This window comes from Thalassotalea hakodatensis (genome assembly GCF_030295995.1).
GTDB classification, from domain to species: Bacteria; Pseudomonadota; Gammaproteobacteria; order Enterobacterales; family Alteromonadaceae; genus Thalassotalea_C; species Thalassotalea_C hakodatensis.
The window spans coordinates 879,134-900,458 of record NZ_AP027365.1 but is presented as its reverse complement, the minus strand read 5'-3'; the positions used below and the strand labels follow the sequence as shown (position 1 = coordinate 900,458).

At 38.8% G+C, this 21,325-nt stretch carries 25 protein-coding genes and 1 riboswitch; of the genes, 15 read left to right on the top strand and 10 right to left on the bottom strand.

Annotated elements, in window-relative coordinates:
• Positions 1 to 10: 10 nt before the first annotated feature.
• A riboswitch (molybdenum cofactor riboswitch) is annotated at positions 11 to 151 on the top strand.
• The 7 genes from moaA (at position 138) to QUE72_RS03800 (ending at position 4,236) form a co-directional block, all read left to right on the top strand.
• On the top strand, positions 138 to 1,109 hold the full coding sequence (moaA, locus tag QUE72_RS03830) for a GTP 3',8-cyclase MoaA (protein WP_286271680.1): 972 nt from the start codon (positions 138 to 140) through the stop codon (positions 1,107 to 1,109). It overlaps the preceding riboswitch by 14 nt.
• 3 nt (positions 1,110 to 1,112) lie before the next feature.
• Positions 1,113 to 1,718 (top strand): molybdenum cofactor guanylyltransferase, encoded by a 606-nt coding sequence (gene mobA / locus QUE72_RS03825; RefSeq protein WP_286271679.1) that lies wholly within the window; start codon positions 1,113 to 1,115, stop codon positions 1,716 to 1,718.
• A complete protein-coding gene (gene moaB, locus QUE72_RS03820; RefSeq protein WP_074500798.1) occupies positions 1,705 to 2,262 on the top strand; it encodes a molybdenum cofactor biosynthesis protein B in 558 nt (185 codons plus the stop codon). Before mobA ends, moaB begins: the two co-directional genes overlap by 14 nt.
• Positions 2,255 to 2,761 (top strand): cyclic pyranopterin monophosphate synthase MoaC, encoded by a 507-nt coding sequence (gene moaC, locus QUE72_RS03815; RefSeq protein ID WP_074500801.1) that lies wholly within the window; start codon positions 2,255 to 2,257, stop codon positions 2,759 to 2,761. Before moaB ends, moaC begins: the two co-directional genes overlap by 8 nt.
• Positions 2,758 to 3,003, top strand: a complete 246-nt coding sequence (gene moaD / locus QUE72_RS03810; RefSeq protein ID WP_286271678.1) for a molybdopterin converting factor subunit 1 — start codon at positions 2,758 to 2,760, stop codon at positions 3,001 to 3,003. Before moaC ends, moaD begins: the two co-directional genes overlap by 4 nt.
• Before the next feature lies 1 nt (position 3,004).
• Positions 3,005 to 3,466: a molybdopterin synthase catalytic subunit MoaE gene (gene moaE, locus QUE72_RS03805; RefSeq protein ID WP_286271676.1), complete on the top strand. Its 462-nt coding sequence runs from the start codon at positions 3,005 to 3,007 to the stop codon at positions 3,464 to 3,466.
• Between the two features lie 20 nt (positions 3,467 to 3,486).
• On the top strand, positions 3,487 to 4,236 hold the full coding sequence (locus QUE72_RS03800) for a HesA/MoeB/ThiF family protein (protein WP_286271675.1): 750 nt from the start codon (positions 3,487 to 3,489) through the stop codon (positions 4,234 to 4,236).
• Between the two features lie 49 nt (positions 4,237 to 4,285).
• Here QUE72_RS03800 and rmf read toward each other — a convergent pair whose 3' ends face one another.
• Together rmf and QUE72_RS03790 are read right to left on the bottom strand one after the other, a co-directional pair.
• Complete coding sequence (rmf, locus tag QUE72_RS03795; RefSeq protein WP_074500812.1) at positions 4,286 to 4,459, bottom strand: ribosome modulation factor; 174 nt, start codon at positions 4,457 to 4,459, stop codon at positions 4,286 to 4,288.
• Positions 4,460 to 4,740: 281 nt separating this feature from the next.
• On the bottom strand, positions 4,741 to 4,962 hold the full coding sequence (locus tag QUE72_RS03790; RefSeq protein WP_074500816.1) for a DUF3820 family protein: 222 nt from the start codon (positions 4,960 to 4,962) through the stop codon (positions 4,741 to 4,743).
• A 294-nt stretch (positions 4,963 to 5,256) separates the two neighbouring features.
• Between QUE72_RS03790 and QUE72_RS03785 the strand changes: the two genes are divergently transcribed.
• The gene (locus tag QUE72_RS03785) at positions 5,257 to 6,369 is read left to right on the top strand and encodes a DUF3083 family protein (protein WP_074500819.1); all 1,113 of its coding nucleotides are present in this window, start codon (positions 5,257 to 5,259) and stop codon (positions 6,367 to 6,369) included.
• 80 nt (positions 6,370 to 6,449) lie between these two features.
• Positions 6,450 to 6,989, top strand: a complete 540-nt coding sequence (msrA, locus tag QUE72_RS03780) for a peptide-methionine (S)-S-oxide reductase MsrA (protein WP_074500822.1) — start codon at positions 6,450 to 6,452, stop codon at positions 6,987 to 6,989.
• Positions 6,990 to 7,031: 42 nt separating this feature from the next.
• On the opposite strand, the gene QUE72_RS03775 is transcribed toward msrA, so the two are convergent.
• Positions 7,032 to 7,880, bottom strand: a complete 849-nt coding sequence (locus QUE72_RS03775; protein WP_254849614.1) for a tetratricopeptide repeat protein — start codon at positions 7,878 to 7,880, stop codon at positions 7,032 to 7,034.
• A gap of 236 nt (positions 7,881 to 8,116) precedes the next feature.
• Here QUE72_RS03775 and QUE72_RS03770 point away from each other — a divergent pair, with 236 nt between their 5' ends.
• Positions 8,117 to 9,472 (top strand): transporter substrate-binding domain-containing diguanylate cyclase, encoded by a 1,356-nt coding sequence (locus QUE72_RS03770; RefSeq protein ID WP_286271666.1) that lies wholly within the window; start codon positions 8,117 to 8,119, stop codon positions 9,470 to 9,472.
• Between the two features lie 58 nt (positions 9,473 to 9,530).
• Here QUE72_RS03770 and QUE72_RS03765 read toward each other — a convergent pair whose 3' ends face one another.
• The 4 genes from QUE72_RS03765 to folB form a co-directional block, all read right to left on the bottom strand.
• The gene (locus QUE72_RS03765; protein WP_286271664.1) at positions 9,531 to 10,688 is read right to left on the bottom strand and encodes an acyl-CoA dehydrogenase family protein; all 1,158 of its coding nucleotides are present in this window, start codon (positions 10,686 to 10,688) and stop codon (positions 9,531 to 9,533) included.
• A 281-nt stretch (positions 10,689 to 10,969) separates the two neighbouring features.
• Positions 10,970 to 11,785 carry an undecaprenyl-diphosphate phosphatase gene (locus QUE72_RS03760; RefSeq protein ID WP_286271663.1) on the bottom strand — a complete coding sequence of 272 codons (816 nt, stop codon included), beginning with the start codon at positions 11,783 to 11,785 and terminating at the stop codon, positions 10,970 to 10,972.
• Positions 11,786 to 11,787: 2 nt separating this feature from the next.
• On the bottom strand, positions 11,788 to 12,297 hold the full coding sequence (gene folK / locus QUE72_RS03755; protein WP_074500836.1) for a 2-amino-4-hydroxy-6-hydroxymethyldihydropteridine diphosphokinase: 510 nt from the start codon (positions 12,295 to 12,297) through the stop codon (positions 11,788 to 11,790).
• Positions 12,297 to 12,653, bottom strand: coding sequence for a dihydroneopterin aldolase (folB, locus tag QUE72_RS03750; protein ID WP_074500838.1), 357 nt, complete (start codon positions 12,651 to 12,653; stop codon positions 12,297 to 12,299). Before folB ends, folK begins: the two co-directional genes overlap by 1 nt.
• Positions 12,654 to 12,776: 123 nt before the next feature.
• Here folB and plsY point away from each other — a divergent pair, with 123 nt between their 5' ends.
• A complete protein-coding gene (plsY, locus tag QUE72_RS03745; protein ID WP_286271661.1) occupies positions 12,777 to 13,373 on the top strand; it encodes a glycerol-3-phosphate 1-O-acyltransferase PlsY in 597 nt (198 codons plus the stop codon).
• A gap of 61 nt (positions 13,374 to 13,434) precedes the next feature.
• On the opposite strand, the gene tsaD is transcribed toward plsY, so the two are convergent.
• Complete coding sequence (gene tsaD / locus QUE72_RS03740) at positions 13,435 to 14,460, bottom strand: tRNA (adenosine(37)-N6)-threonylcarbamoyltransferase complex transferase subunit TsaD (RefSeq protein ID WP_286271659.1); 1,026 nt, start codon at positions 14,458 to 14,460, stop codon at positions 13,435 to 13,437.
• Positions 14,461 to 14,686: 226 nt separating this feature from the next.
• Here tsaD and rpsU point away from each other — a divergent pair, with 226 nt between their 5' ends.
• The 4 genes from rpsU to rpoD all read left to right on the top strand — a co-directional run bounded on the left by rpsU (position 14,687) and on the right by rpoD (position 19,343).
• Entirely contained in the window at positions 14,687 to 14,902 is a 216-nt protein-coding gene (gene rpsU / locus QUE72_RS03735; protein WP_074500846.1) for a 30S ribosomal protein S21, read from the top strand.
• Between the two features lie 32 nt (positions 14,903 to 14,934).
• A complete protein-coding gene (locus QUE72_RS03730) occupies positions 14,935 to 15,381 on the top strand; it encodes a GatB/YqeY domain-containing protein (protein WP_074500848.1) in 447 nt (148 codons plus the stop codon).
• A 152-nt stretch (positions 15,382 to 15,533) separates the two neighbouring features.
• Positions 15,534 to 17,288, top strand: a complete 1,755-nt coding sequence (dnaG, locus tag QUE72_RS03725) for a DNA primase (RefSeq protein ID WP_286271656.1) — start codon at positions 15,534 to 15,536, stop codon at positions 17,286 to 17,288.
• Positions 17,289 to 17,480: 192 nt separating this feature from the next.
• Positions 17,481 to 19,343 (top strand): RNA polymerase sigma factor RpoD, encoded by a 1,863-nt coding sequence (rpoD, locus tag QUE72_RS03720; protein WP_074500854.1) that lies wholly within the window; start codon positions 17,481 to 17,483, stop codon positions 19,341 to 19,343.
• A 72-nt stretch (positions 19,344 to 19,415) separates the two neighbouring features.
• On the opposite strand, the gene QUE72_RS03715 is transcribed toward rpoD, so the two are convergent.
• Both QUE72_RS03715 and QUE72_RS03710 read right to left on the bottom strand, forming a co-directional pair.
• A complete protein-coding gene (locus tag QUE72_RS03715; protein ID WP_286271655.1) occupies positions 19,416 to 20,543 on the bottom strand; it encodes an MbnH family di-heme enzyme in 1,128 nt (375 codons plus the stop codon).
• The gene (locus QUE72_RS03710) at positions 20,540 to 21,274 is read right to left on the bottom strand and encodes an MbnP family copper-binding protein (protein WP_286271653.1); all 735 of its coding nucleotides are present in this window, start codon (positions 21,272 to 21,274) and stop codon (positions 20,540 to 20,542) included. Before QUE72_RS03710 ends, QUE72_RS03715 begins: the two co-directional genes overlap by 4 nt.
• Between the last annotated feature and the right edge of the window lie 51 nt (positions 21,275 to 21,325).

Sequence of the window (21,325 nt, the reverse complement as noted above, 5' to 3'; positions counted from 1 at the left end):
GTACTACTATAAAACGTAAATTCGCCGAGCTTCCGTTGCTAAATTTCATGTAAATATGCAGCCTTAGCCGTGATTATTCTTTAATCGCCAGGGTTAATAGGGAAACTTATTAGCCTCCCGACATTTGGAAAGGTGAAATGTTAACTGACAACTACGGCCGTAGGTTTTATTACCTAAGGCTCTCTATTACTGATGTATGCAACTTTCGTTGCGATTATTGTTTGCCTGATGGTTATCAATGTGATCACGATCGTGACTTTCTATCGTTAGCTGAAATTCAACGTTTAGCAACGGCTTTTGCTTCATTAGGTACAGAAAAAATTCGTATTACCGGCGGTGAGCCCTCATTACGCAAAGATTTACCTCAAATTCTGGAAAGTTGTAAATCTACCCCTGGTATTAAAAAACTTGCCATCACCACCAACGGCTATAAATTAAACAGTCAAATTCAAGATTGGATCGACGCTGGATTAGACGCCTTAAATGTCAGTATTGACAGTTTAGATCCTCGACTTTTCCAATCAATTACTGGTCACGATAAGCTACAAGAAATACTGTCAGGTATCGATAAAGCGTTAACTCTTGGACTTACCCAAGTGAAGGTAAATACAGTATTAATGCGACAATACAACGGCGCAGATATCGATACCTTTTTAAACTTTATCAAAGAAACACCTGTCACACTTCGCTTTATCGAATTGATGCAAACGGGTGATAACCACACATTCTTTACTGAACAACACGTACAAGGTTCGCGCATAAAACAGCAACTGATACTGGCTGGTTGGCAACCGGTTATTAAAGAAAAATCATCAGGCCCTGCACAAGAATTTTATCACCCTGACTATCGAGGCAAAATTGGTTTGATCATGCCTTATAGCAAAGACTTCTGTGCTTCTTGCAATCGCCTTCGCATTAGTGCGTTAGGAAAATTACACTTATGCTTATTCGCCGATCAAGGTTTATCATTACGAGAGCATCTACAATCAGATGATCAAGCACCGTTAATAAACGCCATATCACATTTGCTAACAGATAAAAAAGCGACACACTTTTTACAACAGCAGTTAACTGGTGCAACTAAAAATCTTGCGATGTTAGGAGGATAAAGCATGCGAAAACCTCGACATTGTTTAGGCGTTGTATTAGCTGGTGGTAAATCTTCTCGAATGGGCAAAGATAAAGCACTACTTTCAGTGAATGGGGAACGTTTACTCGATCGTTCAGTAACGTTACTCAACAAAGCAGGCGTTGACCAAACTATCATAAGTGGTAATGTTCACGGCGAACAAGACAAACTTGAATGTATTGGTCCCCTGGGTGGCATTTATACCGCATTAGTAAAATATCAGCCCCACGCATTATTAATAATTCCGGTAGATTTACCTTTTATAGATCTTACGACTTTGCAACACCTAAAAAGTGCAGGACAGCTCTCAAATAAAGCATGTTTTTATCAGCAGCATTATTTACCGCTGTACCTACCTAACAATCACTTTTGTCAGCGTTTTTTCACTAAAAATATTGCCACGCAAACATCTTTAATCCCTAAAAATAAAACGAATACATACTCGGTACGTTCGATGTTGAACCATTTACCTCATCGCGAACTACCCATAAAAAATCCACATGCTTTGTTCAATGCAAATACACCGCAAGATTGGCAACAAGTGGAAGGAAAGTTAGCGAAAAATAGGAGCTATAATGTCAAATTCTGATCATGCAACAAACATCTTTACTTCACTAAAAATCGCCGTATTAACCGTATCAGACACACGAGATGAATCAACGGATTCTTCTGGTAAAGCCCTTGTAGAACGTGCTGACAATGCAGGTCATCAAGTTGTTGAAAAAGCCATTGTAAAAGATGATGTTTATCAATTAAGAGCTATCGTATCGAAATGGATTGCTGATGATAATATCAATGTTGTTATTAGTACCGGTGGTACAGGGTTCACCGATAGAGACAATACTCCAGAAGCATTACTGCCATTATTTGATAAAAATATTGAAGGCTTTGGTGAAATTTTCCGTGCTATTTCGTTTGATGAAATTGGCACCTCAACTATACAGTCTCGTGCATTAGGAGGGATTGCTAATCATACCGTTATTTTATGTGTACCGGGCTCTACTAATGCATGTAAAACAGCATGGGATAAGTTAATTGCTGAACAGCTCAATTCACAGCATAAACCTTGTAATTTCGTGCCGCATTTAAATTTATCAACACAAGCATGTACAACAAGAGACAAAAATGAATAATTCACCAGCCAATATTTTAAGCCATATCAATCAGCAAGGTGACGCCAACATGGTTGATGTTACCGATAAAGCAACCACTGCACGAGTTGCTATAGCTGAAGGTTTTATCAAAATGACCAGCGAAACACTCACATTAATCACCCAAGGTGATAATAAAAAAGGTGATGTGTTATCGGTTGCGCGTATTGCCGGTATTCAGGCAGCAAAAAAGTGCAGTGATTTGATCCCATTATGTCACCCTTTAATGTTAACAAAAGTTCAAGTGGATTTTACCCTTGATGAAGTTAACGCTTGTATACGTGTTGAAAGTCTTTGCAAACTTTCAGGACAAACAGGCGTTGAAATGGAAGCATTAACGGCAGTATCAGTTGCCTGCTTAACGTTGTTTGATATGTGTAAAGCCGCTGATCCAGCCATGGAAATTTTTGGTATAAAAGTATTAAGTAAAACAGGTGGAAAGTCAGGGCATTGGCAAACGCATTCCAAGGATAGCTTATGATCAAAGTTTTATTTTTTGCTACTTTACGCGAGCAATTATCTTGTCACGAACTTGAAGTTAGCGCTGATAACATCAATACTGTTTCAGCATTACTTTCACACTTATGCAGCCAGTCTACTGATTGGCAACAAGCCCTTTCGACCAATGTATTATGTGCAGTAAACCAACAAATGGCAGATCCTCAACACATTATTAATGATGGCGATGAAGTTGCTTTCTTTCCGCCCGTTACGGGAGGTTAGCATGTCAGATAACTCCACAATAAGTATTCAATCAACTGATTTTAACCTAGCTGATGAATACAACAAGTTGCACCTCAATAACGACGAAGACGGAGCTGTTGCCACCTTTTGTGGAAAAGTGCGCAATAATAATTTAAAGAAACAAGTCATCGGTTTATATCTTGAACATTACCCAGGAATGACAGAAAAACAACTTGCAGATATTATTACAACGGCTCGAGTACGCTGGTCTATTGGTCGTGTAAATGTCATTCACCGTATTGGCCAGTTAGCGGTTGGCGAGCAAATTGTTTTCGTTGGTGTTTCAAGCAAACATAGGCAAGATGCGTTTGCCGCGTGTGAATTCATCATGGATCACCTTAAAGTCAAAGCCACCTTTTGGAAAAAAGAACTAACCGCTGACGGTGAAAATAATTGGTTAGCGGCAAAAGAAACAGATCAACAAAAAGCCAATACCTGGTAAATAACTCATCTGGAAATGCAATGTTAACTACATCAGAGAAACTACGTTATAGTCGTCAAATTATGGTAAATAAAATTGGCGAGTCCGGACAGTTGGCGCTTCGAAATGCCACTGTGTTAATTGTTGGTATGGGTGGATTAGGCAACCCCGTAGCGATGTATTTAGCTGCTGCTGGTATAGGAAAACTGATTATTGCAGATGGAGACTCTGTTGACATAACTAATCTACAGCGACAAATATTATTCAATCAGCAAGATATTGATCACAATAAAGCTGATACCGCTGGCGAAAAGCTAGTGTTAAATAACCCCGATGTAGAAATAGAAGTCATTGACGAAATGCTAGATGATGAATTAGCGCAGTATTATGTACAACAAGCTGATTTGGTCGTTGATTGTTGCGATAACATTGCGACACGATATTTAATGAACAAAACCTGTGTTGAATATAATAAACCTTTTATTGTCGGAGCTGCCACGGGCTTTGATGGTCAACAATTAACCATCGTTCCTAATATAAAAGATGCCGCTTGTTATCAATGTGTTTTTCCCAAAAGTGAACATGCTCCAGAAAATAATTGTCAAACCGTAGGTGTTATAGGCCCCGTACTTGCGGTAATTGCGGGAACTCAAGCCATTGATGCAATAAAATTACTTGTTGGCATTGAACATTCAAATAATAGATTAGCCTTGTATGATGGTTTACATCAACATTGGCAGCATATTTATGTGAAAAAGCAAATCAATTGTCCTGTGTGTGGTAGTGCATAGCAAAAAGCCCTTAAACAAGGGCTTCTTTTGTGTGTTCTTACGAATCGCGCTACCTAAATAACCCCGCATTTTTATCTGACATTGCTTCACGCCAACCACCTAACCATTCAGACTTTGCATTAGTATTCTGATAAGGACAATTTTCTCTATTTTTACCAGAAACGCCAGCTTGGTAACCATTAGAATATGCTCTATCTAAACGATCTCTTTTTTGTCTTCTCATGAAATGAATCTCCATAAACATTTGAAATTTATGATTTTATAGAACTTCTCTAATTGATAATAAATATCAATCAACCACTTCATTTAAGAATATTTACCTTTTTATTGCAAGTATAGAAATGCCATTAAATCGTCATTAAATCGTGCGAAACTGAATAATTTTCATGCCAATTTTTAGGTCAAAAGATAACCACCTGAAATTCATTCTGTTATTTATTTTCTGTTAGATCGTTAAGAAATTAAAAAAAAATTTATATAAAAACTTCATTTAAAAATAACTGCTCATTCCCCTTTCAATAACGGTGTTAACATTCCTTCTAATCCATTCAATTTAATTTCATAAACTAACGCTAATTGCTCGCCTAATTTCCCTTCAGGAAAACCTTTTCCATGAAACCAAACCAGATAAGGTTCTGGTAATTGTAACAGCTTGCGGCCTGCATATTTACCAAATGGCATGGTTTGATTAATTGCCGCAATCATCGCTTGTTGATCAAGTTGCATTATTTACCATCTTGTCATGTAAACATGAAAAGTATCATACACGCTTCAGCTATTTATGTGCGTCTTGCTTTCATTTTTTTGTCATAAACAGAGTAAGTATCAAGTTTAAAATCTTTAGAGAAAAATCAACACTGTAGGAAATCATCCATAGTTACAGGGTGTCTCAGTTTGAATAGCGTCATAAAAGTTTCATCATTGTTCACTAAAAGCTCGTCTTTAGTGACATAAATTTGTCATATCCACCACTTATAATCGCCGCGAATTATCACATTAACCAACAGACAGGGAACTTCAATGTCTATAGTCCGTAAACGCAGTGCATCACACAAAGCTTTTATTCCTGCTAACGCGAGAGATAACCAATATATTTTAGCAGAATTTCCAATCAGCAATGAGCTACTGAATAAAATAAGCCCAACACTTAACGAATCAAATCAACAGGCCTATTTTCAGTTTTATCAAAGCATGTCTCAGTTATTGTTTACCCTTTGTAATGACTTTGCCATTAAAAATTGTGTATTTGTTGCTAATGATAAATTAGTACGTGTACGTTACAGCCAAGAAGTACATCAATGGCAAACAGGTCAGCAAATTCTTTTCTATTATGATCCAAACATTCATGAATTACAGAATACATTTTTTGATGCCAATGTACGCGCAAAAAAAATAACGCTTTTGTTTCTCGCTCAAGGCGATGAAATCAGACAAAATGCTGCTGAATTTCACCAAAAGGTGCTTAAAGTTCTGTTGTGTTATCAACAGCAAATAGCCTTACCTGCCAAAGACATTCGAATTCGAGATCACCAACACATCACCTATGACATATTCGCTCGCAATAAGGGATGTACAGGTGTTACAGCACATAAATTGCGTACCATAGTTCAACGCTATGCTAACCAAGGGACTAAAATCCCTGATGATTGCTCTAACATTACTTATGCGGTTATTAACTTAGCAATCAATAATCGATTACTTAATATGGTTGAAATCGATCCTCAGTCGATTGATCCCTATAATCCGTTATATACATTTTTAACCGATACTTTTTCGCTTGTAGCAAAAAGATTTAATTTAAATAACGGTGCGCTGATCGCAAATGGGCTAGTACCTATTGTTAGATATAGCGAGCACGAAACGGTTTCAACGATTGGTGAATTACAAATGCTGGGCTACAACCCTGAAAACAGTCCTTGTGGCATCATAAGTAAGTGGCAAGCCGATCAACTAACCGACAACATACAACTTATTTTTGTTGCGACCCGCGATAACCGTAGTGATCATGGCTATGGTCGATTTCTTAATCAAATAGAACAAGCAACGCGATTATTAGCAACAGAGTTAGAACTTCCCCAAGAAAAAGAAGAGTTAACCGTGAGGTTTCATCAGCATATTGCATATAACATTTAGTTATAAAACTTGGTACTGTTCAACCCTGTGAACCACGATATAATGTGTTTCTATACTTCATCTGATTGTAGGGTGTACTCATGGCATCGACTATTGAAAAAACAACGTTAGCCGGAGGCTGCTTTTGGTGTATCGAAGCAGCTTTTAATAGTTTACAGGGAATTTTAAGCGCCGAGTCTGGTTATATGGGCGGACATACTGATTCTCCTACCTACAAAATGGTGTGTGAAGGAAATTCTGGGCACGCAGAAGTTGTTCAATTAACTTATGACAGCGATATTATTAGTTTTCGTGAAATCTTAGAAATTTTTTTCACCTTGCATGATCCAACACAACTAAACCGTCAAGGCAATGATGTTGGTACGCAATATCGTTCAGCAATTTTTTATCATAATGAAGAACAGCGAGAGATTGCCTCAAACATCATTAAGGAACTTACCGATTCTGCAGCTTTTTCAGCACCCATTGTTACTGAAATAACCCCATTAAGCTCATTCTTTTCTGGGGAAGAATATCATCAAGACTATTTCAATAATAACCCTGAAAATCAATACTGTCAGGCTGTTGTTTCTCCTAAACTTGCCAAGTTTAGAAAAACATTTGTTGAAAAATTAAAATAACTTGCGCTTGCGCTAAAAGAAAAAGCGCTTAGCGCTTTTTTATTAATACATCAAGGTATACAGCTTTCGGCGATATTTAGTCGCGAGAGGGTCGCCGTCTGGCAAAGCTTTTAATACATCTAACAATAATTGTTTACTGTCAGCATCACTTGAATCTTGTTGAACTAAACGGAACAATATCGTTAACGCTTCTTCATTACGGTTTACTTGGTTATATTGCGCGGCTAGTTTTCGTTTTAGCTCATTGTTTTGAGGGTCTTGTTCAATCGCTTGTTCAAGTGATTGAATTTCTGGTGAATCGGCAGCCTCGTTAGCTAACTCTAATTTAGCGACTAAAGCAGCATAATCACTATCCTGATCTACCATCTTTATCGTGCCCAGTAATTGTTCGGCTTCTGATATTTTTCCTGTTTGTAAATAAACATCAATCAAAATGAACTTAATATCAGCTCGCTCTGCATCTAGTTGATGTGCTTGAGTAATTAAACCAAACGCTTGATTAACATCGTTCTCAGCTAAGCATGCTTTTGCCTGAGTTAATAGCTCATCTTCTGGTTTAGGTAGGTGCTTACCAATAAAGGCTTCAATACTTTCATCTGTTTGTGGACCAGAAACACCATCAATCGGTTGTCCGTCTTTAACTAAAACGGCAGTTGGTAAACCTTGAATACCAAATTGCGCAGCAATTTGTTGCTCCGCCTGACAATCAACCGTTGTCATTAAAATATGTTCATCGGCTCCCATTACTCGTGCTGATAACTTGTCTTTTAATTCGACACTCTCTGGTACTTGCTCTGCCCAAAAAGCGACTAAAACCAGCTTTTCTTTTGAGTCTTCCAATACAATCTTTTGAAAGTTTTCCATCGTCATGGCTACGGATACATTTGACACTATTATTCCCCGTCAGATTATTTACATTTAACGTGGGGGCGTAGCGCAAATTAACAAGTGGAATAACGTTAAACTCTCGAAATAAACCATTATCTTTTTTGTGAAATTAGCGATATAGTAAAATTACGCTTGTTTCGTGGTCGGCGTAATAATTTTCACCAATATTACATAAAATAATGAAACATGTTGTATTTATAAGTTTTTATGCTCTATTAATTAGCGAAAGTTTTTCGTTGATGGCTGCGCCGTCAAGTCCTTCGAGTATCCGATATTGTATTGACCCTGATTGGGCCCCCTATGAATCACTCATTAATGGGCAACATATCGGTCTTTCTCGCCAATACCTGACTCTTATAGAAAAAAACTCAGAACTTACCTTTACCTTAATCCCCACTGAGAGTTGGCAACAAACGCTTGACTATATTCAAGCTAACAAGTGTGATTTGATCCCCATGTTAAATAGCACAACTAACAGAAAAAACTTTCTCGATTTTACAAAAGTGCTCTTTCGAGCACCAAATGCACTTTATGGACATTACAACCAACCATTAGTTGGTCATTTAGCAAACATTAATCAACAATCCGTCGCTGTAGTTACTGGCTATCGATTGCATCGTTATTTATTAGAGTACCACCCTAAAATAAATATCGTAGAAGTTGAAAATGAAGCGCAAGGCTTAACAAAGGTACAAAATAAAGAGATTGATTTTTACTTAGGCTCTTTCCACGGAGCCAATAAATATATCAAAGACAATGCATTACATAATTTAAGAATTGTCGGTATTTCTGAACTAGAAGATAAGCTTCGTATTGGGGTGGGTAAATCTTTGTCACATATTATACCAACACTCAATCAGGCGATTTCACAAATCACTATAGCAGAGCATGCGCAAGTGTTTTCATATTTAAAAGACATTAACACTACTCAAGTCAAAGACTATAGTATGGCGATCAAATCTGCTTCTGCTTTTATCGCAGTGATCATTTGTTTATTATTTGGCTATTGGCGCTCAGTAAATAATGCAAGTATCTTAGAAGCAAAAAATAAGGCGTTAGAGCTTGCCCACCAACAACTTGATGAAAAAAATAAGCAGCTTGCAGACCTGGCCATCCGTGATTCATTAACGCGATTGTATAATCGTGGCCATTTATCAGAGTGTATTCAACAACAAATAAAGCTTAAAGAACGTTACAATAAAAATGCCTGTTTAATCATATTAGATATAGATGACTTCAAAAATATAAATGATCAATTTGGTCATAAAGTTGGAGATGATGTTTTACAACATTTTGCCAAACAATTAACGGAATGTGCCCGAAGTGTTGATATTGTTTCACGCTGGGGAGGTGAAGAATTTGTAATACTTTGTCCAGAAACCAACATAGATGAAGCTAACGTTATCGCAAAACGTTTTCAACAATGTTTGGTTGAAACATCTTCTGACGCTCTGCCCTGCGTAACCTGTAGTATTGGTATTGCTCCATTACGCGAAAGTAAAAGTGCAGATCAATGGTTCATTGCGGCCGATAATGCAATGTACCAAGCTAAAGAACTTGGTAAAGACACCGTTTTTATTGTGGAGAACGCTTAAAGGGTATAAGAGCAATCATGCACCAATAATTAGGCGCATGATAAACAATGAGTTATGACTATTTTACTTCATTGAGCAATTCGCGAGCAATAATCACTTTTTGTATCTCGCTAGTACCTTCATAAATAGAAGTCACGCGCACATCACGAGCAAATCGCTCCAACGGATATTCTTTTATGTATCCGGCACCACCCATCATTTGTAATGCGTCGTAGCAGGCGATATTTGCTTTTTCTGCAGCAAAAAGTTTTGCCATAGATGCTTGCTTACCAAACGCTAAACCTTGTTCTTTAGTATAAGCCGCTTGCATAAGTAATAACCGAGCTGCTTCTAGCTCGGTATAACGCTCTGCTAATTTCCATTGTAACCCTTGAAAATTAGCCAAGGGTTGGTCGAATTGCTTTCGTTCGATTAAATACTCACGTGCATAATCCATTGCTGCTAAGCCAATACCCAGTGCAAGAGAGCCAATACCAATTCTTCCGCCAGCAAGCTCACCTACGGCAACACCGAAGCCTTTATTTTCTTGGCCAAGTAACGATGAAGCTGGTACACGGCAATTTTCAAAATGCACTTCATTCGTGGGCGATGCTTTTTGCCCCATTTTATCTTCTGTTTTACCTATATTTACACCCGGCGTACTCGCTTCAACAATAAAACATGAGATGCCTTTGCCTTTTTTGGCGCTCGGATCGGTAACGGCCCAAACGACAAAAACATCAGCAAATGTTCCGCTGGTAATATATAACTTGCTACCGTTAATAATATAGTCATCACCTTCACGAACGGCGACTGTTTTCATACCTGCAGGATCAGAACCTGCAGAATTTTCAGTCAAACAAAAGCCCCCTGCACGATATTGTCCGTCACATAGTTTAGGTAAATATTGTTGTTTTTGATCTTCATTACCTACCGCTTGAATAACTTCTGCCACCATATTTGTGACTGAGGTAGTAACTGCCGTAGAGGCACACGCCTTTGCTAATTCGGTGATTGCTAAACTAAATGCCACACTGCCAGCTTCTACTCCGCCATATTCGGCTTTGATATTAAGCCCCATAAAACCAAGTTCAGAAAGTTTGGCTAAATTAGATAAAAATAACGACTCATCGGGTGACTCGTCTAATTGGCTGGCAACAGGTGCTAACTCAGATTCGGCAAACTTCTTCGCCATATCTTGTATCATCACTTGCTCTTCAGATAATGATAAATTCATTTGCTATGCCCCTTTAGTGTTAGGCGTTAAAGGTTTCTTATCATTCTATACAAAAACACACTTATAAACACGAAATTATTTAACGTTTACGTTAACTTCCACTCAAAAATTTAAGGGGTCAGGTACATTAAAGATTTAAGAAAATTAACATGAGTAGATATTTCAAACATCGCCGCTTTGATAATTACTACCTACCGAAGCAGGTAGCTTAAACATCAGCAAAGAGAAGCACACTATAAAGTGCGCCTAACAGCAATCACATAGCCGTTAAGGCCTGTTTGTTAGGCAAATATAAACCATAATAAGCCCGCACCAAGTATCAGTCGATAAATAACAAAAGGCATCATGCCTAGTTTACCTACGATAATTAAAAAGTAATGGATACACGCATAGGCACAGATAAATGCTAATACACTACCTAAGCCAAGCACTTGCCAGTCAACCGTATCAGTACTTGTCATAAATTTATAGGTTAAATAGCCTCCCGGCATCATAATACCTGGAATAGAAAGCAAGAATGAAAATCGTGCGGCGTTTTCTTTACTTAAGCCCAACATCATACCAAATGTCATGGTGATACCAGAACGCGATGTGCCAGGAATTAGCGCTAGTGTTTGTGACAAACCAATAATCATCGCGCCTTTAAAACCAAGTTGTTCAACTGAAACATTTTCTTTTGCTTTAATATCGGCAAAACCTAATAATATGCCAAATAGAAGTGTTGTGGCTGCAATAACCGCAACCGTTCGTAAATGCGCTTCAATAAAGTCGCTACCCAATAAGCCAACTAAGCCTAATGGAATAGACGCAAATAAAATCCACCACGCTAACTTACCATCAAACGAATTACGCTCGTGTTTTGCGGGGCCAACACCCAATGTGCCAAACCAAGCTACAGCCATTGCGCCAACTTCTTTACGAAAATACAATACAACCGCGAGTAAGGTACCCACATGAACCGCAACATCAAACCCTAAACCTTGCTCTTGCCAGCCAAGTATTGCTGAAGGCAAAATTAAATGTGCTGAACTTGAAATAGGTAAAAATTCAGTTAATCCTTGTATTAATGCTAGCCAGAATATTTCTAGAAATGTCATGTTTATGTCAGGTCCTTTTGCGGTTGCTGCCAATGTAAGGCAACTTTTTCTAATTGTTGTGTATGTTGATCAAATGCTTGCCACAATTGAGCAAATGTTTTCTTTTCAATAGGATGTTTAATATCAGGCGCTATTTCTGCCAGCGGCCAAAGTACAAAAGCATTAAAGCATATCTCATCACGTGGTAATTGTGCTGGTTGCTCACAAATCATATCGTCATAAAGTAAAATATCTAAATCTAACGTTCTCGGGCTATATTTTTTAGCATCATGCGCTCTGCCATGACTATATTCTATTTGCCGTAATGCATCGGCAAGTTGATGCAAAGATTGGTTGGTAGTAAAACCAACAACCATATTATAAAACGGTGAGCCACTAAAGCCGACAGCTTCGCTTTCAAAAAGAGATGATAACGTTAATTGACCGTATAACGATGACAAGGCATTTAAACCACTTTCAACATTTTTTTGACGATCAATGTTACTGCCTATCGATAAATAAACACGGGCCATTAATCACACTGCCCACGTTCAATTTCTACCCCTACAGAAGCCGCATTAAATACGGCATTGGGTTTGTGAATACGTAACTTTATCCATGGGATCTGATATTGACCCATTAAAAAAGTGATCATACGTTCCGCTAATGTTTCAATAAGATCAACCGGGTGTTCATTAGCAAAACGTTCTAATGCTTGTGAAATTTCTGCGTAATCAAGCGTTTTAGCTAATTCATCGTTTTGTGCGGCTGGTTTAATATCCCAAGCCATTTCAACATCTAGCACCAATGTTTGCTTTATTTGCTTTTCCCATTCGTAAAAGCCAATCGTTGTTTGAATAGACAAACCACTAATAAAAACCTTATCCATTAGATTCTAAACTTAATTATTCTAAATTAAATGGCGAGTTTACCTGTACAAGAGTAGAAAAACTAGTTTGTTAAGGGCACAATAAACATAACGTAATGTTGTTTAACAGGGAAATTGACGCAAATGTTAACGTTGACGCTAGCCATGGTTGTTTTTGCCTATCTTTTGGGTTCAGTGTCTAGTGCCATTTTATTGTGTAAGTTATTAAACTTACCTGACCCACGCACGCAAGGCTCAGGCAACCCCGGCGCCACTAATGTACTCAGAATTGGCGGAAAGCGCGCAGCGATAGCGGTGTTAATGTTCGATGTATTAAAGGGGACGATACCTGTTTGGGCCGCTTATTTTCTTGGCATTGAACCTCTATATCTTGCGAGTATTGCCATCGCGTCATGTTTGGGTCACATGTTTCCTGTTTTTTTCCAGTTTAAAGGCGGAAAAGCCGTTGCTACAGCATTTGGTACACTTCTACCTATTGGCCTTGATCTTGGTGGTTTATTAATTTTAACTTGGTATGGTGTAGCCAGAGTAACCAAATATTCAAGTCTTGCTGCCATTATTACCGTCAGTTTAGCACCGCTTTATACTTGGCTGCTTAAACCTTTATATACCTTTCCAGTATTAATGCTTTCCGCACTCATTATTTTCCGTCATCGACATAATATAGTTCGTTTATTAACAGGTAGTGAACCGAAAATTGGTCGTAACAAGCTCCCTTAATATGGAAAACTTGTTACATCAATTTACACCTTAAGTCGTCACATACTTATGTGAAGTATTTTTATATCGCAGGCAAAGTATCTAATGGCCACCGTGGTGTTGCCTTAAAACTCAAATCAGCAAAAACACCAGCCTTTAAACGTTGCATACCTGCATAGGCGATCATTGCGCCATTATCGGTACAAAATTCTGGGCGAGGATAATACACTTTACCGCCTAGCTTTTGGGTAATATGCGCTAGTTTTACACGTAATGCAGTATTTGCACTAACCCCACCTGCAATGACTAAGCGATTTAATTGACATTGTTCTAATGCCCGTCTGCATTTTATCGCTAAGGTATCTACCACCGCTTCTTGAAAAGCAAAAGCAATATCGGCATGTGTTTGCGTATCAAAATTACCTGCATCTTGCTCTTTACGAATAGTATTAGCTGTAAAGGTTTTTAAACCGCTAAAGCTGAAATCTAACCCTGGGCGATCCGTCATTGGTCGTGGAAACTTATAACGGCCACCTTTGCCACTTTCAGCCATTTTTGCCAGCACTGGGCCACCTGGATAATCCAACCCCAACAACTTGGCTGTTTTATCAAATGCTTCGCCTGCCGCATCATCTACTGACTCACCCAACATTTCATATTTGCCAATACCATCTACCCGAACAAGCTGTGTATGACCACCAGAAACAAGCAAAGCAACAAAAGGAAACTCAGGTACGTCGTCTTCTAGCATCGGGGCTAATAAATGCCCTTCCATATGATGTACAGGTACCGCAGGTAAATTCCAACCATACGCTAAACTTCTACCAATGGAACAACCAACAAATAAAGCACCAATTAAGCCCGGGCCTGATGTATACGCCACACCATCGATATCTTTTGGTGTTAAACCCGCTTCAGCAAAAACTTCTTTAATTAACGGTAATGTTTTTCTAACATGGTCACGCGAGGCTAACTCAGGCACAACACCACCATAATCCGCATGCACTTTAATTTGACTATATAAACGATGAGACAAAATACCTGCTTTTTCATCATAGATAGCAATTCCTGTTTCATCGCAGGAGGTTTCAATACCTAAAATTCGCATACTTATCGCTTCACTTGTTATGGATTAATCAATATGGCGGCGATTTTACCTAGCAAAGAGGCATTTCACCAGAGAAAAGCAAAATTAAACTTTACTTTCTACGTGCTGTGGCAGTAGAATACCGCACCATTTTTTAACAGAGTGGGCGGAAGTAAGGTAATTTTCATTAAAGTTACGTAAAGCTCTTCGTCAAATCTATAGAGATACAACTAAGGTAAGAGGCACAATGCCAGTAATTAAAGTTAGAGAAAACGAACCATTTGACGTAGCGTTACGTCGCTTCAAACGTTCTTGCGAAAAAGCAGGAATTTTATCAGAAGTTCGCCGTCGCGAATCATACGAGAAGCCAACTTGGGAGCGTAAGCGCAAGAAAGCTGCTGCTGTTAAGCGCGCTGCTAAGAAATTATCTCGTGAGAACGCTCGTCGCGTTCGTATGTACTAAGCCAACCTTAGTTGCATATCTGAGTGAGTAGCATGAGCCTACTAGAACAACTCAAAAGCGAAATGAAAAACGCTATGCGTGCCAAAGACAAAATTCGTCTTGGCGTTATTCGCATGGCGTTATCTGCAATTAAACAAGCAGAAATTGACCACAATACAGAAGCAACAGATGAGAACATCATTGCGATTTTGACCAAAATGGTTAAACAACGCAAAGAGTCGATCAAAATGTATAATGAAGGTGGTCGAACAGAACTTGCAGAAATTGAGCAAGCTGAAGTATCAACACTTGAAACCTTTCTGCCACAAGCGCTTAGCGATGATGAAATAGCAACGCTAATTCAAAACGCAATTGCTGAAACGGGCGCAAGCTCAATGGCAGAGATGGGCAAGGTGATGGCTATTTTAAAGCCGAAGATGCAAGGTAGAGCTGACTTAGGTGCCGTAAGCGGACAAGTTAGAGCTACATTAAATAGCTAACTAATTAAGCACGTTTTGTAAGAACCGTAAATGGCAACATTTGCGGTTTTTTTATCCCTGAAAGTGAAAACTTAAGCATTTTACGATAACGTATAATATCAATGTGTTTAAACACTTTTTAACCCGCTTAACCTAACACGAGGATAATCGATATGGCCGGGATGATCCCGAGACAGTTTATCGACGACTTATTGGCTCGCGCTGATATTGTTGAAATTATAGATGCTCGTGTACCTTTAAAAAAAGCAGGAAAAAACTACCAAGCATGTTGTCCTTTTCATACCGAAAAGTCGCCTTCTTTTTCTGTGAGTCCTGATAAACAATTTTACCACTGTTTTGGCTGTGGCGAACACGGCAATGCTATTTCCTTTTTGATGGAGTTTGATCGTTTAGAATTCCCCGATGCGATAGAAGAGTTAGCCAGTTTTTACTCAATGGATGTGCCAAGAGAGCAATCTCATCAGACACCTGCACAACTAAAGCAACAACATCAAGCCTACCAACAAAAACAAAATGATTACGAACTTATGGCAAACATAAGTCGATTTTATCAACAACAGTTAAAAGTTTCCGATGATAAGCAAATCGCCATTGATTATTTAAAAGGGCGAGGTTTAAGTGGACAAATTGCTAAAACCTTCGGAATAGGCTACATCAGCGATCAATGGGATGGCATGATGAAAGTTTATGGCCAATCGAGTGAATCTCGCCAACAATTAATTGATTTAGGCATGGCAATACAAGGGGAGCGCAACAAGCCTTATGATAGGTTTCGTGGCCGCATAATGTTCCCTATTCACGATAAACGCGGTCGTGTTATTGGTTTTGGTGGCCGAGTGTTAGGTGATGGCACACCAAAATATTTAAACTCGCCCGAAACACGAATTTACCACAAAGGGCAAGAGTTATATGGCCTTTTTGAAGCGAAACAAGCCAATAAACAACTACAACGGTTAGTGGTCGTTGAAGGCTATATGGACGTAGTAGCACTTGCGCAACACGGTATAAACTACGCAGTTGCATCATTAGGCACTTCCACCACAGCTGAGCAAGTTCAAACACTCTTTCGTACCGTAAAAGAAGTGATTTGTTGCTATGACGGTGATCGCGCCGGCAAAGATGCAGCATGGCGAGCCATGGAAAATGCCCTACCGTTAATTCAAGATGGCATCACCTTAAAATTTGTTTTTCTTCCAGACGGTGAAGACCCTGATTCATTAGTTAGACAGCTCGGTAAGGAAGGCTTTGAACGAGTGCTTGCTGATGCATCACCTTTATCTAAGTTTATTTTTGATAAATTTTTAGCAGATAACCCCGCTAAGACCCATGAAGAAAAAGCAGCGTTAATTGATCAGTTGCAACCTTTACTCAACAAAATGCCTGACAGTATGATCAAAAATGCGTTGATTGAAGAAATGGCATCTCGATTTAGTATCTCCAGTGAAAAACGTTTACGTGAATTGCAAAGTAGAAACAAAAAAACGGCCAATAAAGTGGCTGCAAAACCAGCAAAAGTTACCCCAGTAAGGCTAGCTATTGCATTATTGATTGAGCATCCCCATATAGTAAAAGCATTGCCAGATTTAAATATGTTAGCAGGCGTTGAACTGCCAGGTGTGGCATTGCTAAATCAATTGATTATACTGTGTTCGCAAAACCCTGAGGCTAACAGTGCGCAATTGCTAGAACACTTTCGAGGAACAACAGAAGGTGAGCAATTAACCAAATTAATGTGTTGGCAGCACCTCGTAGTAGACGATGCTGCCGAGCAAGTATTTTTAGACAGTATTGAAAAACTGCTAAACCAATTTGTAGAACAACGAACGGAATATTTACTGGCAAAAGCCAGAACAGATGGCATGACGCCGCAAGAGAAGCAAGAGTTACAAATATTATTAAATGCTTAACAGGCATTTATTTTTGTAAACTTGCTATAATTTATATCACGTGAGTTAAATAACTTTTATTTTTCACAAGGTATTAAACATAAATAGTACAAAGCAACAGATATTATCGCTGGTAATTTTACAATCAATTTGCTAAAATTTTCGGCTTTACTGTTCGTATTTTATCGTCAAAAAACAGGTGGACACTCGTCAATGGATCAAGCCCCACAATCTAGACTCAAAGAGTTAATAACCAAAGGTAAAGAACAAGGTTACTTAACTTTTGCCGAGGTTAACGATCATCTTCCTCAAGACATCATAGATTCAGATCAAGTTGAAGACATTATTAGAATGATCAATGACATGGGTATTCAAGTATTTGAACATGCCCCTGACAGCGATACATTAATGATGTCAGAAGCTAATACTGATGAAGACGCTGCTGAAGCGGCGGCACAGGCATTAGCGACTGTTGAGAGTGAAATTGGTAGAACAACTGACCCAGTACGTATGTACATGCGTGAAATGGGTACTGTTGAACTTCTAACGCGTAAAGGCGAAATTGTTATCGCCAAGCGTATCGAAGAAGGAATTAAAGAAGTACAGCGCTCTGTTGCTGAATATCCCCCTGCAATTAATTATTTGCTTGAACAATGGGATAACTTTGAAGCAGAAGAAGGTCGTTTAAGCGATATAATTTTAGGGTTCCTTGACCCTGATGCCGAAGAAGATGAAATTCCGGCAGCTGCAACCCATATTGGTTCAGAACTTTCTGAAGAAGAGTTGGACGATGAAGACGAAGATCTTGAAAAAGATGGCGACAAATCTGACGATGACGAAGATGAAGAGGAAGAAGATACAGGGCCAGATCCTGAACTTGCTCGTGAAAAGTTCGGTATGCTGCGTGAAAAGTATGAAGCTGCCAATAAAATAATCGATGCAAAAGGCCGTGTACATAAAGATGCCGTTGCTGCCATTGATGAGCTAGCTGAAGTATTTAAAGAGTTCAGACTTGTACCAAAAGTTTTTGACAAACTGGTTAAAAACATGCGTCAGGTTATGGACAAATTACGTGTTCAAGAACGTTTGATCATGAAGCACTGTGTTGTTGGCGCAGGTATGCCAAAAGCAACCTTCATCAAGATTTTCCCAGGTAATGAAACCTCTAAAGATTGGTTCGTTGCACAGCAAGAAGCGGGTGAGGCATGGTCAACTAAACTGGCTGATGTTGAATTAGACGTTGAACGTTGTATTCAAAAGCTTGGACACTTAGAGCAAGAAACGTTCTTAAACGTGCATGGCATTAAAGACATTAACCGTCGTATGTCAATTGGTGAAGCAAAAGCTCGCCGCGCGAAAAAAGAAATGGTAGAAGCAAACTTACGTCTCGTAATTTCTATCGCGAAAAAATACACAAACCGTGGTTTACAATTCTTAGATCTTATCCAAGAAGGTAATATTGGTTTAATGAAAGCGGTAGATAAGTTTGAATACCGTCGTGGTTACAAGTTTTCTACCTATGCAACATGGTGGATACGTCAGGCAATTACGCGTTCAATCGCTGACCAAGCCCGTACCATTCGTATTCCTGTGCATATGATTGAAACCATCAATAAGCTTAACCGTATTTCTCGCCAAATGCTTCAAGAAATGGGTAGAGAGCCTACGCCAGAAGAATTAGCAGAACGTATGATAATGCCTGAAGATAAAATTCGTAAGGTATTAAAAATAGCGAAAGAACCGATTTCAATGGAAACACCAATTGGCGACGATGAAGATTCGCACTTAGGTGACTTTATTGAAGACGGCAGTGGTGAATTACCGGTTGACTCAGCAACGTCTGAAAACCTGAAAGATGCAACACACGAAGTACTAGCAGGACTCACCGCACGTGAAGCGAAAGTATTACGTATGCGTTTTGGTATTGATATGAATACTGATCACACACTTGAAGAAGTGGGTAAACAGTTTGACGTAACGCGTGAACGTATTCGTCAAATTGAAGCAAAAGCGTTACGTAAGCTTCGTCACCCTTCTCGTTCTGAACAACTGAAAAGTTTCTTAGATGGCGAGTAAGCAAGTTAAATAAAAATGAAAATCCAGCCAAGTGGCTGGATTTTTTTGTCTAACAATAATGAATATTAAACGTTATTTTACCTCTTTTGGTGGCCCGAATTTTGGGTTGGTTAAAAACGATTCATCCGTTAGTGTTGTTAAAAATGCTAGTAAATCTTGCTTATCTTGTTCAGTCATCTCAAACCCTTTTATAAAAGGGCTCTTTAAGGGATTTTTCCTACCGTCGCCAACAAATTCACCTTGTGCTAATTCTCTACCTCCAGCGGCATAAAAGTCTAATACTTCACCTAACGTTTCAATGCTACCATCATGCATATAAGGCGCAGTGACTTCAATATTCCTGAGTGTTGGTGCTCTAAACCGTCCGTTATCTCGCATAATTTCAGATACTTCTGCTAAGCCAATATCTTTTTTCGGATAACCTTGATCGTTATGAGTAAAATATAACCCCGTATTATGAAAAGGACGACGATCAAGAATTTGGCGTTCATGACTGGTTGATTGCGTAAAGTTAAAACCACCATGACAGTGATGACATTCAAGTTTTTCGGAAAAAAATAAGTTCATACCACGAATTGCCGATGCTGAAATTGCATTATCATCTCCTTGATAAGCATAGCGATCAAACGGTGCGTTCAATGAAATCAAACTTCTAACAAAGCTTGCTAATGCCTTTGAAACTGTTGCAAAAGAAATGTTCTCATTAGGAAATGCTTTAGAAAATAATTTAGGATATTCACCGTGCTTAAAGCGATTAAGCACAGCTTCTTCATGCTGGGTGATCCCTAATTCAATTGGCGCTTCACCAAACATGGGAATTAACACCTGTTGCTCTATAGACGTAATACCATCATGAGCCCATGTCAGTGTTTTATTATATGCGACATTAACTAACGCTAATGCATTTCGTCGATGAACCTGTCCTGTTGTGCCAGTCGAGGTGTGTCGGCTTTCTGCAAAGGCAAATTCCTGCTGATGACAGCTAGCACAAGACTGAGTTTTGTTAAAGGACAACGCTTTATCATAGAAAATTTTCCTGCCAAGCATTACCTTAGCTTCACTCATTGGGTTATCAACGGGTACTTGAGGTTTAGGAAAACCTGCCATTATTGGCCATTGATATTCAGGTGGCTTGGTATCTTTGCCACAAGCAATAATCAACAGTAAACATGCTATAAAAATTAGAGAATGTATTTTCATAGCATGTTCGGCGTATGACGGGCAATATTGGCAAAGATTAACTGACAAGCAATATTGTCTCGTGCACTTTTACAGTTACTGTGTTCACTAAAAACAATATCATGGAACCATGGCGCAATATCCAACTGAACAACACCTTGTTTGATTGTCCCTAACGAAATACTCACTCGATTAGGGTGAACACAAGCTTGCTTGGGTGATCTAAGTGCACTGGCAGATGAACAACCTGTTGATCCTAAATGAAACAACCAATTTTCAGTATTACTTTGCATTTCAAAACGCATAAATTTATGGCCGGTCTGCCATACCCAAAACATATTTGGCACATTTAATGGGCTTTGTTGCGTCATTGGGTTTTGATGATTTAAATCAAAAGGTACACCAACAGTGGCTTTCAGCTGTTTTCCTTCTAGGTCACCTGACAATGCTAATTGCCAGGTTGCGTTTGCTTCATCGGCGCAATTTATTCCTAGCAAAGCAACGTTTTGATGCTGTGTAGGTGTTTCAGTCAAACTTATAGGTTGCCATAATTGCTGCTCATTGAGCATGGCAATATTGCTGAGGTATAAATACAATTGTGACAATTGCCACTTGTTGTCAATAACGGAATTACAGTTAAGTGGTGAGCCATTAAAATAAACCTCAACGGTGATTAAGCGTTGTTTTTCGGGTTGAGAGCACCCCATTAACATACAAAGTATTATAACATTTACCCACAAAATATACTTCATCAAAATCCCTATAAACGCGACGAAAATAAATAATTAAACACAGGCATTATC